The 16,020-nt window shown below is 66.2% G+C and carries 10 protein-coding genes; 4 read left to right on the forward strand and 6 right to left on the reverse strand.

Translation table 11 applies throughout. The features are described from left to right. Window positions 1-15: 15 nt before the first annotated feature. From BLV15_RS00450 to BLV15_RS00460, 3 genes are all read left to right on the forward strand, one after another. The gene (locus tag BLV15_RS00450) at window positions 16-1,359 is read left to right on the forward strand and encodes a c-type cytochrome (protein WP_090223671.1); all 1,344 of its coding nucleotides are present in this window, start codon (window positions 16-18) and stop codon (window positions 1,357-1,359) included. A 15-nt stretch (window positions 1,360-1,374) separates the two neighbouring features. Continuing rightward, window positions 1,375-2,394: an XdhC family protein gene (locus BLV15_RS00455; RefSeq protein ID WP_090223673.1), complete on the forward strand. Its 1,020-nt coding sequence runs from the start codon at window positions 1,375-1,377 to the stop codon at window positions 2,392-2,394. A gap of 173 nt (window positions 2,395-2,567) precedes the next feature. Beyond that, window positions 2,568-4,148: an amidohydrolase family protein gene (locus BLV15_RS00460; protein ID WP_090223675.1), complete on the forward strand. Its 1,581-nt coding sequence runs from the start codon at window positions 2,568-2,570 to the stop codon at window positions 4,146-4,148. A gap of 15 nt (window positions 4,149-4,163) precedes the next feature. On the opposite strand, the gene BLV15_RS00465 is transcribed toward BLV15_RS00460, so the two are convergent. From BLV15_RS00465 to BLV15_RS00490, 6 genes are all read right to left on the reverse strand, one after another. After that, complete coding sequence (locus tag BLV15_RS00465) at window positions 4,164-6,479, reverse strand: ammonia-forming cytochrome c nitrite reductase subunit c552 (RefSeq protein ID WP_245728111.1); 2,316 nt, start codon at window positions 6,477-6,479, stop codon at window positions 4,164-4,166. Between the two features lie 199 nt (window positions 6,480-6,678). Continuing rightward, on the reverse strand, window positions 6,679-8,040 hold the full coding sequence (locus BLV15_RS00470) for a DUF1329 domain-containing protein (protein ID WP_090223677.1): 1,362 nt from the start codon (window positions 8,038-8,040) through the stop codon (window positions 6,679-6,681). Window positions 8,041-8,049: 9 nt separating this feature from the next. Beyond that, on the reverse strand, window positions 8,050-9,837 hold the full coding sequence (locus BLV15_RS00475) for a DUF1302 domain-containing protein (RefSeq protein ID WP_245728112.1): 1,788 nt from the start codon (window positions 9,835-9,837) through the stop codon (window positions 8,050-8,052). Window positions 9,838-9,966: 129 nt separating this feature from the next. Continuing rightward, entirely contained in the window at window positions 9,967-11,868 is a 1,902-nt protein-coding gene (locus BLV15_RS00480; RefSeq protein ID WP_090223680.1) for an acyl-CoA synthetase, read from the reverse strand. Then, complete coding sequence (locus tag BLV15_RS00485) at window positions 11,868-12,827, reverse strand: fumarylacetoacetate hydrolase family protein (RefSeq protein ID WP_090223682.1); 960 nt, start codon at window positions 12,825-12,827, stop codon at window positions 11,868-11,870. The genes BLV15_RS00480 and BLV15_RS00485 overlap by 1 nt, the downstream gene beginning before the upstream one ends. Window positions 12,828-12,982: 155 nt before the next feature. Next, on the reverse strand, window positions 12,983-14,074 hold the full coding sequence (locus BLV15_RS00490; RefSeq protein WP_090223683.1) for a VOC family protein: 1,092 nt from the start codon (window positions 14,072-14,074) through the stop codon (window positions 12,983-12,985). Between the two features lie 311 nt (window positions 14,075-14,385). On the opposite strand from BLV15_RS00490, the gene BLV15_RS00495 reads away from it, so the two are divergent. Further along, the gene (locus tag BLV15_RS00495) at window positions 14,386-15,978 is read left to right on the forward strand and encodes a bifunctional 3-(3-hydroxy-phenyl)propionate/3-hydroxycinnamic acid hydroxylase (RefSeq protein WP_090223685.1); all 1,593 of its coding nucleotides are present in this window, start codon (window positions 14,386-14,388) and stop codon (window positions 15,976-15,978) included. Window positions 15,979-16,020: the final 42 nt, after the last annotated feature.

Consider the following 16,020-nt stretch of genomic DNA (forward strand, 5'->3'; position numbering starts at 1 on the left):
CGGAAAGACCTGCCCATGAGCACACGGCCCTACACCAAAATCGCCGGCGCAGTCGTCCTGGCCGGCCTGGTTCTGCTGGCGTTGCTGGTCTGGTACGGCACGCGCGTGCCGACCTCGACGCTCGCCGACGAGGGAAGCGACACGCCGGACGCCGCCCTCATCCAGCGCGGCGAGTACGTGGCGCGCGCCAGCGACTGCGTGGCATGCCACAGCCTGCCGGACGCGGCACCCTTCGCCGGCGGGCTGAAAATGGCCACGCCCCTGGGGGCCATCTACGCCACCAACATCACCCCGGACGGGGCGACCGGCATCGGTGGCTACAGCCTGGCCGACTTCGACCGCGCGGTGCGCCACGGCGTGGCCCCGGAGGGTCGCCGTCTGTATCCGGCCATGCCGTATCCGTCGTACTCCAAGCTCAGCGATGACGATGTGCGTGCGCTCTACGCCTTCTTCATGCATGGCGTCTCGCCGGTGGCGCAGGCGAACAAGCCCAGCGAAATCCCCTGGCCGCTGAACATGCGCTGGCCCATCGCCCTGTGGAACCAGCTGTTCACCGAACCCGGCAGCTTCGCCGAACGCCCCGGGCAGAACGCGCAATGGAACCGCGGTGCCTACCTGGTCCAGGGCGCCGGCCACTGCGGCAGCTGCCATACCCCGCGCGGGCTGGCGTTCAACGAGAAGGCCCTGAGCGAATCAGGCGAGCAGTACCTGGCCGGCGCGCTGCTGGATGGCTGGTACGCCCCCAGCCTGCGCAACGACCCCAATACCGGGCTGGGTCGCTGGAGCGAGGCGGATATCGCGCAGTTCCTGAAGACCGGGCGCAACACGCATGCCGTGGTGTTCGGCTCGATGACCGAGGCGTTCAACAACTCCACGCAGTACCTGGGTGACGACGACCTCGCCGCCATCGCCCATTACCTCAAATCCCTGCCGGGCGACCCGCAGCGCGACGGGCCGGCCTGGCAGTACGAAGTCGCGGACGCCTCGGCATTTTCCGGCCCAGGCGGGCACCTGTACCTGACGCAGTGCGCCGCCTGCCACGGCCGGGACGGCAAGGGACAGGTACCCTGGATACCGCCGCTGGCAGGCGCGACCTCGGCGCTGACCACGGCGCCGGATTCGGCCATCAACATCAGCCTCAACGGCTCGCTGCGGGTGGTCAGCGCCGGCGTGCCGGACGCGTATCGAATGCCGGCGTTGCGCGGGCAGCTGTCGGATCAGCAGATCGCCGACGTGCTGTCGTTCGTGCGCACCACCTGGGGCAACCGGGGCGGCAAGGTCGACCCGCAAGCCGTGGCCAAGCTGCGCGCGCACACCGATCCGGCCAGCCCCACGCCGATCGTTCTGCACATGCGCTGAACGACGGGAGGCCCGATGGAAAGTATCGATCTGTTGGTGCTGCGCACCGCCCGCGACTGGCTGCGCGCGGGCGAGCGCGTGGTGCTGGTCACCGTCGCCCGCACCTGGGGTTCCTCGCCGCGGCCGGTGGGCTCGATGATGGCGCTGCGCAACGACGGGCGCGTGGTGGGCAGCGTGTCCGGCGGCTGTATCGAAGACGACCTGATCCAGCGCTACACCACGGCCAACGGCGCGGCGGGGTTGCCGCAGCAGCTCCCCGAGCGGGTTCGCTACGGCGTCAGCGCCGATGAGGCGCATCGTTTCGGCCTGCCATGCGGCGGCACGCTGGAACTGGTGATGGAGTTCATGCCGGCCGTGGAGCCCCTCGAGGACCTGCTCGCCCGGCTGGAGGCGGGCCAGCTGGTGCGTCGCCAGCTGGACCTGGGCACCGGGCAGGTCAGCCTGGAAAACACCGCGACGCCCGAGCAGTTCAGCTTCGATGGCCAAAGCATGAGCAGCACCCTGGGGCCGGGCTATCGCATGCTGCTGATCGGTGCCGGCGCGCTGGCCGAGTACCTGGCCGTAATGGCGCAGTTCAACGGCTTTCAGGTGACCCTCTGCGATCCACGCCCGCAGCACCTCGAGGGCTGGAGCGTGCCTGGCGTGGAGCGTATCCGCGCCATGCCGGACGACGTGGTCCGGGCGTTTGCCGCCGACGTGCGCAGTTGCATCATCGCCCTCACCCACGACCCCAGGCTGGACGACCTGGCGCTGCTGGAGGCTCTGCAAAGGCCGGCGTTCTACATCGGCGCCATCGGCTCGCGGCGCAACAGCCAGGAGCGGCGGCGGCGCCTGATCGAGCACTTCGGCGAGACCGAGCAATCGCTGCGACGCTTGCGCGGGCCGATCGGCCTGTACATCGGCAGCAAGACGCCACCGGAGATCGCCGTTAGCGTGATGGCCGAGGTACTGGCCGCGAAGAATGCCGTGGCACTGCCGGACGAGCTTTCCATCAGCCAGGCAAAGGCCCGCGACGACGTGCAACGCTGCGCCTGACCGGAGGCCTTGCGGCAAGTCCGTCACAGCCGCCCAAGGGAATTTCCCCGGCGTTCGTAGCTGACGCCGACAGTGAAGGCAAAGGGGAGAACAATTTCAGTAACAAAAAAACATCATTGACCAATTATGAACAATGATGCTCAATTTATTCCTCCCAATAAGAGGAATACCCAATGCCCCGGCCGCTCGTTGCGCTTCTATCGGTGGTCGCTGTTTCGATCCTCGGATTTCTGGCCCATGCCTATTGGCCAACGACTCACGCGGCGACGGCTCCCGAGGCCATCCACCGCGGCTCGCTGCTCATCGAGAATGCGACCCTCGTCGACCCGAGGACGGGCTCGAAAACGGCCGGCCAGTGGATCGCGATCCGCGAGGGGCGCATCGAGGACATCGGCCCCGCGTCGATGCGCCAGCGTTATCCGGCCTACCGGCGGGTGAACGCGGGAGGTCAGTTCGCGGTGCCGGGATTCAACAACATGCACTCCCATGCGCTTCAGTCAGAGAACGCTCCGGGCGTGCTCACGCTGATGCTCGCCGAGGGCGTGACCGGCTTTCGGCAGATGGCGGGGACGCCCGAGCTGCTCGCTCAACGGGCGGCGGGGCAGCTTCCCCTCACCGAGAAAGCCCCTGCCCTGCTGGCGATGCCCGCCGAGCCGCTGGTTCCCACCAGCGCCGGAACGGTGGACGAACTCGCCGACGTGTTGCGCCAGCAACGCGACGAGGGCGCGGACTTCATCAAGGTCGGCTGGGTGACCCCGCCGATGTTCTATGCCGCGATAGCGCAAGCCCGTGCGCTGGGCATCCCGATTGCCGGGCATGTGCCGGAAGGTGTCGACCCGTCGCGCGCCGAGCTGGCCGGCTTCCGGTCGATCGAGCACCTGGGCCCCGGCGACGTCATATGGATCGCCTGCTCCACGGAAAAGCCGGCCCTGCTCAGCGAGTCCATCGAGCACCCGACGCGCAGCATGCCGAGCTTCAAGCTTCCCAACTTCGCCGCGCCCATCGTCCAGGCCGCCATCGCGGGCAAGATGAAGCGCTACCTGATCAATCCCATCGTCGCGGACAGCCCGGCGCGGGTGGCACGCCTGCACGAGGCGATGACGAGTTTCGACCGGGCGAAATGCGACACGCTGGCGGAGCAGTTCGCCCGCAACGAGACCTGGATGGTGCCGACCCTGGTCAGGCTGCGCACGCAATACATGCAGGACGACCCGGCGTATCGGGAAGACCCGGCGATTCCCTTCATTCCGCCGGCTTCATACCAGCTATGGCTGGAGGTCCTGGGCGACTTCAACCGGCTGCCAGGCCAAACGAAGCAGATATACAAGGACGCCTATGCCAAGCAGAAGACCCTGACGAAGCTGCTCGCCGATGCCGGAGTGCCGATGATGACGGGAACCGACGGCAGCGGTCAGGCGCCGGGGCTTTCCTTGCAGCAGGAGTTCAAGGAGCTTGCCGCCGCCGGGTTGTCGCCGCTGCAGGTGTTGCAGATGACCACGACGCTCCCGGCACGCTTCATGAAGCGAACCGACAGCATGGGGCTGATCGCCAAAGACATGAACGCCGACCTGGTGCTCCTGGCCGCCGACCCTACCAGCAGCGTGGATAACCTGGACCGCATATCGGGCGTGGTTCGGGCCGGAAACTACTACTCCAGGGACGAGCTGGAGGCTTTCAAGAAGGCTATCGCCGACAACCCGGAGAGAACCCTGCCGGTGACGACGAGCGACGTCCACGCCGCCAACGGCGAGTGACGGCGCAGGCGGGATTCATCGCCCGTAGCGCTCCAACGCTTGCAGCCGGGGATCGCCAGGAGCCACCCGGCGCATCCTGCCGAGGTACGCCTGAGCCTCGGCCCTCTCGCCCTGCTTCGTGTGCAGGTAGATCAGCGCATAGAGCAGGTCGGGGTCGTCCGGGGAAATCTCCAGGCCGTCCCGCAGCACCTTCACCGCCTCATCGTGGCGCTGCAGGCGGGCCAGCAGCAGCCCGTCGTTGTAGCGGATGCGCGAAGAGCCGGGGATCGCGGCCAGGGCCTTATCCATCCAGACCAGCGCTTCGGCTTCCTGGCCGTTTTCCACCAGCAGCAAGGCAAGCATGTAGGCGAGATTGCCCTGGTCGGTGGTCGGCATCTTCCCGAGGTCCACACCTTCGCGCAGCAGTCGCTCGGCCTGGTCCGGATGGCCGAGGCTGTTCGCCAGGGTCACCAGGTTGATCCGGGCCGGGGAAAAGTAAGGGTCCAGCGTCAAGGCGCGGCGGTATTCCTCCATCGCCACGTCGGCGTTGCCCTGACGGGCCAGTAGCTCCGCCAGCTCGAAGCGCCCGCCGGGGAGGTCGGCGTTGCTCCGCAAGCGACGCTCGTAGTCCGCCAGTGCGGCGCTGAACCGGTCGCGCCGGGCTTCGGGTATCCGTTCGATCGGGACGTCCGCCAGCGCGCGCACGGCCTGATCACGCACCGCCAATGCGGGGTCCTCGATCAGTGGCAGCAGCGGCTTCACACGCTCCTGCGCCGGCATGCCGATGAAACCCGAAGCGGCATAGGCCCGAACCAGTGCGCTTTCGTCCCGAACGGCCCTGCTCAGCTCGGGAACGGCGACAGGCCCGAGCGCGGCGAGCCGCTCGACGCCGGTTGCGCGGACGATGGCCGGGTTGCTCTTGTCGTCGATCACCTGAACGAGCGGCCCCAGCGCGCTGCCCTCCCCGCGGCGTGAGGCCTGGAATGCCGCCGCGAATCCGGCGGGCCGAGGGCGCGGGCCAAACCAGCCCTCGATGGCTTCGGCGGCCCAGGCGGGCGACTTGTCCTGATGGCAGCGCGTACAGGCATCGGGGCTGGCCGTGTCGGGGGCGGCATCGGGACGCGGAATCCGTATCGAATGATCGCGGCGCGGATCGACCTGCATATAGGTCGTTTGCGGCATGTGGCAGTTGACGCACTGCGCGCCCGCCGTGCCGGCTAGGTGCCGGTGGTGGGATTCGCTGTCGTAATCCCGGGCCTTGAGCGCCGGGAACCGGTCCAGCGGAGGCTGGGTGTTGTGGCACTGCAGGCAGAGCCCGTTGCCCTGCATCCGCAGCTTGGTGGTGTGGGCATCGTGACAGTCGGTGCAGGCCACGCCGGCGGCGTACATCCGGCTCTGGGTGAAGGAACCGAACTCGTAGACTTCGCCCTTGATCTGCCCATCGGCGTGGTACATGTCTTCGCTCAGGATCGCCGGCAGGCTCTGATCCAGTTGCGGGTGGCCGGGTAGCTGCCCGACGCCCAGCGTCTGCCGCCGGCTGTGGCAGAACGCGCACTGCTCGACCTGCTGCCGGTTGTTCATCGAGCGCAGGTCCACCTGCAGTCCGTTGCCTTCGCCAGCGGCGCGCGGCGCCTCGGAACTGACCTTGCCACGAGCCCAGTCCACATGTGCCTGACCAGGTCCGTGACAGCCCTGGCAACCAACATTCTTCTCCTGCCAGGTGGTGGCGAAGCTGTCGTCCCGGTCATCGTAGCCCTTGAGTAGCCGGGTCGAATGACAGTCGGCGCACATGGCATTCCAGTTCTGGTAGCGACCGGTCCAGTGCAAGGGATCGTCGGGAGCGAAGCGCTGCCCGGGGTAGAGGGAGAACCAGCGCTGTCCGCCCTCCTCTCGCGGGCGGCTGTCCCAGGCGAGGGTCAGCGCCTGCAGGCGGCCGCGGGGAAAGCCCACCAGGTATTGCTGCAACGGGTAGTGACCGAAGGTGTAGCGGATGGGGAAGTCCGCCGGCTGGCCGTCTTCTCCCTCGAGGTTGACGAAGAAGTCCTGGCCCTTGCGAAAAAAGCGGGCCTTGACGCCCGCGTCCTCGAACAGCGTTCCATCGAACCTACCCAGCACGTTGTCCGGCGTCGCATCGCGCATCGCCCAGGCGTGGTCCGAATCCTTCCACGCGTTCGCCTGCGCCGAGTGACAGCCCAGGCAGCTGCCGGCGTCCGCGTAACCTTCACGCGCCGTCGCGAGTGCGGGAGGCTGGCCGGCGCCCTGGGCGATCCCCGCGCAGGCGCAGGCGATCACCAGCAGCATCAAGCCGATGCAGCGCATCCGCGGCAGGCCGCTTATCCAGGCGTCTCGCATTCCCGTCCTCATGTTCCGAACTCGGCTTCGATGGCTGCACCCGGTTTCCCGGGCAACGGGCCGCCCGGGAAGTCCCGGCGCGCAAACGGTAGTCGGGCCGTGCCACCCGCGCTACTACGCAGCGGGATCATCTTCGCCAAAAAAAGGCCGCCCGAAGGCGGCAAAGGCATCCAACCGATAGCGCCGGCGGTTCGCGTTCCTAGCGGATACCGACCTTGCGCAAGGCGGACGGCGTGTACTCCGAAGACGACACCACCGAGCCGAAATCGACCTTCGAACGCTCTTCGTTACGCAGGCCGGAGACGATGTAGCGGCCATTCTGCAGGTCATACAGCGTCGAAACGCTCAGCCAGGGAATCTGTTTGTCGTACATCTGGATCGTAAAACCCTCGCCGACTCGCCACAGCGCGCCCCTATTGTCGTAGAGGTCCGCAATCGAGATCTGCCAGCTGTCCTCGTCGACATAGAACTTGCGCTTGGCGTAGATGTGTCGCTGCCCCTCTTTCAACGTGGCCTCGACGACCCACACGCGATGCAGTTCGTAACGGGTCAGGTCCGAGTTGATATGACCGGGCTTGACGATCTCGCTGTACTTCAACGACGGCAACTGCAGGGTGTACGCGTTGTAAGGAATGTACAGCTCCTGCTTGCCCAGGAGTTTCCAGTCGTAGCGATCCGGCGAGCCGTTGTACATGTCGACGTTGTCCGCCACATTCTGGCCCTCGGAGCCCGGCGACGGGCCGTCGTAGGCCACCTGGGGCGCCCGGCGCACCCGACGCTGACCGGCGGTGTAGATCCACGCCTTGCGCGGCTCCTTCACCTGGTCGAGCGTTTCGTGCACCAGCAGCACGTTGCCGGACAGCCGCGCCGGAGAGGTGATGGTCTGCATGAAGTAGAACAGGATGTTGCCGGGATCGGCCGGGTCGTATTCCTTCACGTGGTCGCGGTAGGTGAACCACTGCGTCAGCGTGATCGGAACGTACTGCCCGTCAGCTTGCGGCGCCGTCTGCATGATCGTTCCGCGAATGCTGCCGCCGCGGTAGCGCCCGATGTGGTTCCAGATCACTTCGAGGCCGTTCTGCGGGATGGGGAACGGAATCGCCGTCGAGAATCCCTTCAGGCCGTTGCCCCCCTCCACCAGGCTGGCGGTGGTGGCGTTCTGCCTGATTTCCCGGCCGACCGAATCCGGAATGCCGGCGGTGCGGTGGGTGGTGTAGACCTTCATCTTGAAGGAGCTCGGGTAGCGCTTGAACATCGCCAGCTGCCCCTCGCTCAGCTTGTCCCGATACTTCTCGACGTTTTCCGCGGTGATGGTGAACAGCGGAGACTCCGCTGCGAACGGATCGGTGAGATGCCCGGAGCCATCCACGCTCCCGGCGTCGGCCTTGAGGCCGCCCGTCCAGGCCGGAATGCTTCCGTCGTGGTTCGCCGGGCGCTCGGCGCCCATCGGGGTGAGGCTGTCCCCCAGCTTCGCGGCCTGCTCCGCGGACACCGCGGCATGCAGATTCAGCGCGACCAGCGCCATGGCCATACCCGAGAGGGTGGTGAAAGAACGTTTCATGGGAAAACCTCAGAAGGTCACGCCAAAGCTAAGGGCGACGAAGTCACGATCGGCGTTCATGTTGTACGTGCCGCCGAAGTAGTTGGTATAGGAGAGGCTGGCGTTGTAGGTGCTCAGGTACGTGGCATCCAGGCCCACGCTGACCGCCTTCGCGCCCTCGCTGAAACCCGGCTCCGGTCCGTAGCCATCGACGTCATGGGACCAGACCAGGCTGGGACGGAACTGGACGCCCGGGACGAGGTTGTCGTACTCCCACCCCGCCCGGACGCGATAGCCCCAGGAGGTCGTCGTGACGAAGCCGGAGTTGTTGCAGTACTCGCCACCGCACAGGCTGTTGTCGGGATAGAGTTCGCCCTGGCCGAACACCGAGGCCCGGCCGTAGCGCAGGCCGCCCCGGCCTTCGAGCCCGCCGACGTGGGTTACCCCGACTTCCCCCACCAGCGTCATCCGGCTCGCGCCCATGACGTTCTCGAACAGGTGCAGCGCGGTGACCTGCGCCTGGGCGACTTCCTTGCGCTGATAACCGTTGCTGCGCCCGCCATCGAGCAGCGGGTACGCACCCGACGAATAGACCGGCGTGAGGGCGGGGTTGCCCACGGCGGCGGTCGTCATGTCCGGGGAATTGATCTGCAGCGGCAGGTTGGGCCGGTAGCTGACTTCTCCCGAAAGGGTCGTGCCGGTCTGCAGCATGGTGCTGAAGCTCAGCCCGTAGAGGCGGATGTCCTCGGGGAAATCGACGTAATACTGGGAAGTCCCCAGACGATACGCCGCCACCAGCTGCTGCCCGGACGCACTCGAGAGAAAGCCGGCGCAACCCGGCGCCGGGATGCCCAGGTTGGAACACAGCTGCGGGGCGAACGCCAGGTTGGTCAGGTTGGGGCTGGAAATGGAACTGACGTAGGCCTGGCGGCTGTGATAGTTGGCGGCGTAGGCGCCGAACTCGGTATCGAGCCTGGCCGAAAACCAGCGGAACGCGACGCCCCACTGACCGTCGTCGCGGGGCTCGTTGTTCGCCGCCCGCTTGATCTCGACACCCTCGCTGGTCAGGTTGACGCCGAAGGGCGCGAGCGCCTGCTGCGCCAGTGCGTTCTGATCGAGCTTGGGCCCGACCGTGGCGCCGCCACAGCCATCCGCGACGAAGTCGTTCTGGGAAAAGAACGTACCGCAGTTCTCCATCACGGACTTTTCCCAACCCAACTGGTAGAACATGTCCACGCTGAGCTCTTCGGTCAGGGTCTGCGACACGTACAGCATGTTGACGGGAATCAGGCCTTCCTTGACCTCGGAACCGGGTTGGCGGAGGGCGGACACATCGATGACGTTCATCGAGTTGATGCCGCCCCGGATGAAGGTGCTTTCGCCCCAGTTGACGACCTGCTTGCCGAGGCGGACGGTGCCGGACAAGTCGTCCATCAACGTGTAGTTGTGGTAGAGGAACGCGTCGAGAAACTGCGCACCCGAAGCCTTGGCCAATGGCTCGCGACCGCTGTCGTCGATGTCCTTGAAGGGACGGCTTTCGTCCTTCAACTCGAAGTCGTACCAGTAGCGTCCCCGCACGAACAGGCCGCTGTCGCGATACTTGAGTTCCAGGTCGTGAATGCCCTTGAACACCTTCGAGAAGGTCTCGCCGGAGTCGAAATTTCGACGTCCGTCATCCCCACTGCTGCCCCACAGGTCCTTGTCGGGAGACTGGACCGACCAGCTTGCGCCCACGGAAAGCGTGGAATCGAACTGGCCTTCGATATCGCCCATCTGGAAGGTCGCCGCGGGCGCATGGCTGGGCACGAAGGCGTACATGCCCAGGACTATCGGTAAGCGAACGGAACATTTTTTGATCATTGTTATTATCTCTTGGCAAGCAAGTGGTCACTACGGGTCAGGCTTCAGGGCATCTCCCCAGGCAACACCTCCATCGAACGCTGGAACTCACTGAACCCATTCGATGGGGAAGGTGAATTTTCCAAGCCGCTCCTCCAGCCGCGGCCGAAAGTCTCCCGCACGGATATGGGCGACGAGCCCCCGGCGGCTGTCCTGCTGCATGTCGATCGACACCCCGGAAATACCGGCCAGCTCGGACTCCTGCTGGATCACCCAGGTGATTTCTCGCTGCTGCAGGGCGGGTTTGAAGATCTTCCCGACCGGGGTTACCGGCAGGGCCTCGAGAATCTCGATGCGCTTGGGCAGCGCGGCGCGCTCGCTGATGGTCCTGGCGGCGAACGCGATGAGTTCCTCGCGAGTGCAGTGCATCCCCGGGTTCAGCTGCACGTAGGCCACCGGCACCTCACCCGCATGGGCGTCCGGGCAGCCCACGGCCGCCGAAAGGGCCACCGCCGGATGAGCCTGCAACGCCTCCTCGATCTGCTTCGGATCGATGTTGTGGCCGCCGCGGATGATCAGTTCCTTCTTCCGCCCGGTCAGCCAGAAGTAACCCTGCGCGTCCTGCCGGCCGAGGTCGCCGGTGTTCAGCCAGGTCTGCCCGCCGATGGCGAGCCAGACGCCCTTGTTGTGCACGGCCTCCAGGTAACCGGCGAACACGTTCGGCCCCTGGATGACGATGACGCCCACTTCGTCGACCTCGGCGTCGCACTGGTACTGACCCTCCTCGTCGAGGATCACCGCGCGCATCCGCTGGTACGGCAGCCGCAAGCCGATGGAGCCCACGCGGCGCTCGCCGTCCGCCGGATTCACCGACGACACGCACGCGGCCTCGGTCAGGCCGTAGCCCTCCAGAATCCGTACGCCGACCAGCGCCTCGAACTCGCGGAACAGCTCCACCGGCATCGGTGCCGCGCCGCACAGGGCGTACTGCAGGCTGGACAGGTCGCGGCCTTCGACCGGCTGCTGGAGAAGCGCCGAATAGACCGTGGGAACGCCGGAGAAGAAGTTGACGCGAAAATGCTCGACCAGCGCCCAGAAGTTGCCGATGACACCCTCGCCCCGGTATCCCTGCGGCGTGCCGATGACGACCCGGTCGCCGTGGGTCCAGGGCATCAGTCCGGTCACCAGCTGGCCGTTCACATGGAACAGCGGCAGGCCGCAGAAGATCACCTGGCCACTGGCCCTGGGCTGCAGGTTGGTGGCCATGGCCCAGGCGTTGAAGACTTCCGAACCGTGGGTCCGCACGGCGATCTTCGGCAGGCCGGTGGTACCTCCCGTACAGAAATAGGACGACGGCTCATCCGCGCGAATCTGCCGGCCGCTCTTCAGGTAATCGCCGGGCTGCTTGCGCATCAGCGTGCGCAGGTCGTGAATCCGCACGCCCGGATGGCGATGTCGCTCACGCAGCGCCATCCAGCGCAGGACCCCTCCGGGAACGACCCCCACGTAGGATTGCATGCCGACCCAGACGACCTGTTCGACACACGGCAGGGCGGGCAGCTGGCTGGAGAGCTTTTGCCAGAGATCCGCTCCGGGCGTCGGGGCCAGCGTCACCACCACCTTCGCATCGGCCGCCCGCAGCAACTCGGCGATCTGAGCCGCTTCAAGCAACGGGTTGATGGCCAGGACGATGCCGGCGGCTTCGCCGCCCCAGATGGTGAAGTGGGTTTCCGGCAAGTTAGGCAACAGAAACGCGACGACATCCCGAGGCCCGATACCCAACTGGTGAAACGCGTTCGCCGCGCGGGTGATGTCGGCGAACAGCTCGGCGTAGGTCCAGTCGTGGGTACGCTGGTAAGCCTTGGCATCGAGGATGAAGCTGAGCGCCGGTGCCGAACCGTTGGCCAGCACGCAACGCTGCAAGGCCGCGTAGGTGCTGGGCGGCAGCTGCCGTTCAGCGAGGGGAGTCCGCTCCAGCGACTCGATATCGGCCAGGGTTCTGACGGCCATCAGACCTCTCCCACCACGACGTTGCGCTGGGTGCCGAGGTCGATCACGCCGTCCGCGCTGCGAATCGTGGCCTGCACCACGTCGCCGTTCTTCAGGTAGAAATCACTGCGCGCCTCCTGGGCCTTGAGGAACGCCTTCCACTTCACCGCCTCGGGCAGCAGCGCGGCGGCCAGGCGTTGCTTGGCGGGCGACGGAATGGCGAGCGCGCAGCCGGAGGGCGTGCCCGTCGCGATCAGGTCGCCCACGCAGAAGTCATGCACGGCGGAGAGTTCACTCAGCGTCTCGGCCGGCCCATGCACCAGATTCGCGGTGCTATCGGACTGCCGCGGGCGATCATTCACCGTCAGGCGCAGCTGCAGTTGCTGGAGGTATCGCATGTCCGTCGCGTCGAGCAGGCACAGGTGCGGGCCGACCGGGCCGAACGTGCGGAAGCTCTTGCCCTTGTAGAACTGCATCTGCGGAATCTGGATATCGCGCGCGGAATAGTCGTTGACGATGACCAGCCCGGCCACGAACTCGTGCAGGTTGTGCGCATCGACCTTCACCGGGCCGGTGATATCGCGGGCGAGGACGAGCCCCAGCTCGATTTCGTAATCGAGGAAGCGAACCTGCCGTGGCTTCACCAGGTCGCTGTCGGCCGCGACGATGCAGCTCGAGGCCTTGGTGAAGATCATGTTGTAGTGCTTGGCATCCGGGTCCATGCCCGACTCGATCATGTGCTGCCGGTAGTTCGCGCCCTGGCAGACGAACTGCTGGTTGCGCGTCACCGGCGACAGCAGCCGTACCTGGCTCATCTCCAGCGCGTCGCCCTCCAGGCGGGCGAGCTGTTCGCGCGAAACCTGGCGGATCAGCTCGCCCGTGGTTTCATAACGCCCGGAAATCGGCACGATGCGCCCCTGGCGCACCACCCCCCAGCGATTCTCGTTCTGATACTCGAAGCGGACTACGTTGACGGACATCGATGTAACTCCTGGCACAGCGAGGCGCCGCGAGCAGGCGGCAGTTTTCGAATGGGGTGTTGCCATGGTCGCGTGCAGCGACAGCGGGCTCAGGCTTCCCAGGACGGCAGCCGCCCTGAGCAGGCCTCGACGGCTGAGAGGACGCATGGGCGCGCTCAGCCGAATAGCCGTTTCAAGGCCATGAGTTTGCGCAGGGTCAGGTCCGGGCTGGAGCGAAGGTTGCGCACCAGCGTCCGGAGATTCCTCAGGTTCATCGCCGGCTTGGTGAAGCTCTTCGGCATCCGCTGGCCCCACTGCGACATCGCCTCGGCACTGACCGCGTGCAACCCCACGGGTTGGTCCGCGGTGAAGAGGTCGCCGTCGCAGTAGTGCTCGTGCTTCTGTCCCCAGGGGTCTTGCCAGTAATCGAAGATCTGGCTGCCGAGGATGTGCCGGCCGATGCCCCAGGCATGCTTCCAGCCGCGCTCGCGCAGGATGCGTTGCCCGACGCCCACCGCATCGGCGTCCACCACTTCGAACGCGCTATGGCTGTACGCCGCCATGAAGCCCTGGGCGAGCGCCAGGGTGTGGTGGTCGGCGGGCTCGTCACCCAGGTCGAGGCGCATGAACGCCACCACCGGATAGCCGTCCTCGAGCACTTGGACATCGCTGGGAATGAAGCCGAAGTGGCGGGTGTACCAGGCGCAGGTGGCCTGGAAGTCAGCGAGTTCGAGCACCACGTGGCCGAGCTTGACCACTTCGGGAGGCGCGATCGGCGGCCGCTGCGTCGCATTGATACGCGGGGATTCGTCCACCAGGTTCAGGGGCAACGCCGGGCGGCGCGCGGCGGGCTCGCAGGGCTGGCGGCCATGGACCGCTTCGACGAGGAATCCGGACGGGTCGGTCAGGCGAACCCGGCGCCCGCCACCCGGCCCTTCCAGCGGCTCGATGGCCGAAGCGCCGGGCAGTCGCGCCAGCGTTTCAAGATCGTCGTACGACGCCAGTTCCAGCGCGAAGCCCAGGAAGCTCGCCTGCGCCGCACGTTCTATCCGGTAGCAGTAAGGCACCGTCCCGGTGCCTCGCAGGTAGAGCCGGTCCGCCTCTCGATGCGCCGTTTGCAAGCCGAAATCGAGCAGGAAGCGCTCGGCGAGATCCAGGTCGGGACGGGCGAAGATCAGGTAGCCCAGGGCCCGCGCCTTCACCGTTGGCGAGGGATGGCGGGCGGGCTGCTGGGTCAGCAGGCGGAGTGAATCGATGTCCTGTTTCATTATTGTTGTTCTCCACAGCTGTTTTCAGGTGACGCCGCTACTCACCCCACGCAAGGCCTCGGCGAGGCGCCGGACCTCACCCTCCTCCGGCTTACACGTCGCACGACATGCCTGCCGATCGACACCCGCAAGGAACTCTCGACGCATCAATTGAACAGTAATGTTCAAATATGGTCAACGAGTATTTTCTTTTTATTGATTTGCAGCATAATTACTCAGGTGAACACTAGTGTTCATTTTTGATGCGACAGTCGTCCGCCAGATAACAACAACCAGGGCCCCGCCGCGGGCTACCCACAACAAGGACCGGCATGAACCTTCCACTCCCTCACCTCCTTCCCGATTCGGTCGATGTCCTCGTCATCGGCAACGGCCCGGTCGGCGCTTCGCTCGTGGCCTTGCTCGGGCGGCACGGCATCAACACACTGGTAGTCGACAAGGTGCATGACGTGCTGCTGCTACCGCGCGCCATCGCCCTGGACAACGAAGCGCTGCGGATCCTGCAGCTCGCAGGCCTCGAGGAAGGCGCCTTCGAGAAAATCGTGATTCCGGAAGTGCGCATGCATTGCCCGATCGTCGGCCAGTTCGGCCGGGCTAACACCCGTGGCAGCCTCGACGGCCACCCCAAGCTGGTGACCTTCTACCAGCCGGATCTGGAGCGCACCTTGCGCGACCAGTGCCGGCACCTCGACAGCGTGACCAGCCTGGGCGGTTTCGAGCTGCTGAATCTGACCCAGGACGCGGAAGGCGTGGACGCCGAACTGCGCGCCGAGGATGGCAGCACCCGGCGCATCAGGGCGCGCTACCTGGTCGGTGCCGACGGCGCCAGCTCGAAGGCCCGCAGCCTGATCGGCCAGGACTTTCGCGGTCGCAGCTACGCCGAGGACTGGCTGATCGTCGATGCCCGCGGCCGGGAGCAGGCGGCGATCGACCATGTCGAATTCCTCTGTGACCATCGCCGGCCGACGCCCCACATGCCCGCGCCAGGGGGCCGGGAACGCTGGGAGTTCATGCTCAAGGGCGGGGAAACGCGCGAGCAGATGGAAGATGCGGAGCACATCGCCAAGCTGCTGGAAAAATGGGTCAAGCCGGATCAACTGGAGATCGAGCGCAAAGCGGTCTATCGCTTCCACGCGCGGTGCTGCGAACGCTTCCAGAACGGGCGGGTGTTCCTGGTCGGCGATGCCGCACACATCACGCCGCCCTTCGTCGGCCAGGGGCTGGTCGCCGGCCTGCGCGACGCGGCCAACCTGGCCTGGAAGCTGGCATGGGTACTCAAGGGGCGCGCCGCGCCGGGCATCCTCGACAGCTACGACCAGGAGCGCCGCCCCCACGCCCGGGAAATGATCGCCCTCGCCAAGCTGATGGGACGCATGGTGATGCCGGGCAACGCGCCCACCGCAATGCTGGTGCACGGCCTGATGCGCCTGACGCACCTGATCCCGCCCCTGCGCCGCCACTTCGAGGAGCTGGACATCAAGCCGAAGAACATCTTCAAGCGCGGGCTGTTCATGCCTGCCGGCCGCGGTCGCCGCCTGCGCCGTGGCGGGCTGTTCCCCCAGGGGCTGGTACGCCAGGAAAGCGGCTCGATCGTCCTCAGCGACGCGGCATTGGGCGACAACCTGGTACTGGTGGGATTGGGTATCGATCCCCGCGCCAGCCTGACAGCGGAGCTTTGCCAACAGTGGGAAAGGCACGGTGGAAGCTACCTTCAGGTCGGCCTGCACGGCCAGAAGCGCCGCGACACGACGCCGTTCGTCGAGGACATCGGCCAGACGCTGCTGACCAGCGCGCCCGCGGGCTCGCTGGCGGTGGTTCGACCGGATCGCATCGTGATGCACGAAGGCGACCCGGCGAAGGCCCGGCAACTGGTGCAGGAAAGCCTGCGCCTGCTCGGGTCCTGAGCCGCCGGTGGATGCCGGGACGCGGTCCCGGCGTCCGCACCG

The sequence above is a fragment of the Pseudomonas kuykendallii genome (assembly GCF_900106975.1).
In the GTDB taxonomy this organism is placed as follows: Bacteria; Pseudomonadota; Gammaproteobacteria; order Pseudomonadales; family Pseudomonadaceae; genus Pseudomonas_O; species Pseudomonas_O kuykendallii.

Coding starts and splice junctions, on each gene's coding strand:
- BLV15_RS00450 (WP_090223671.1), top strand. CDS start 16: ATGAGCACACGGCCCTACACCAAAATCGCCGGCGCAGTCGTCCTGGCC.
- BLV15_RS00455 (WP_090223673.1), top strand. CDS start 1,375: ATGGAAAGTATCGATCTGTTGGTGCTGCGCACCGCCCGCGACTGGCTG.
- BLV15_RS00460 (WP_090223675.1), top strand. CDS start 2,568: ATGCCCCGGCCGCTCGTTGCGCTTCTATCGGTGGTCGCTGTTTCGATC.
- BLV15_RS00465 (WP_245728111.1), bottom strand. CDS start 6,479: ATGCGAGACGCCTGGATAAGCGGCCTGCCGCGGATGCGCTGCATCGGC.
- BLV15_RS00470 (WP_090223677.1), bottom strand. CDS start 8,040: ATGAAACGTTCTTTCACCACCCTCTCGGGTATGGCCATGGCGCTGGTC.
- BLV15_RS00475 (WP_245728112.1), bottom strand. CDS start 9,837: ATGTACGCCTTCGTGCCCAGCCATGCGCCCGCGGCGACCTTCCAGATG.
- BLV15_RS00480 (WP_090223680.1), bottom strand. CDS start 11,868: ATGGCCGTCAGAACCCTGGCCGATATCGAGTCGCTGGAGCGGACTCCC.
- BLV15_RS00485 (WP_090223682.1), bottom strand. CDS start 12,827: ATGTCCGTCAACGTAGTCCGCTTCGAGTATCAGAACGAGAATCGCTGG.
- BLV15_RS00490 (WP_090223683.1), bottom strand. CDS start 14,074: ATGAAACAGGACATCGATTCACTCCGCCTGCTGACCCAGCAGCCCGCC.
- BLV15_RS00495 (WP_090223685.1), top strand. CDS start 14,386: ATGAACCTTCCACTCCCTCACCTCCTTCCCGATTCGGTCGATGTCCTC.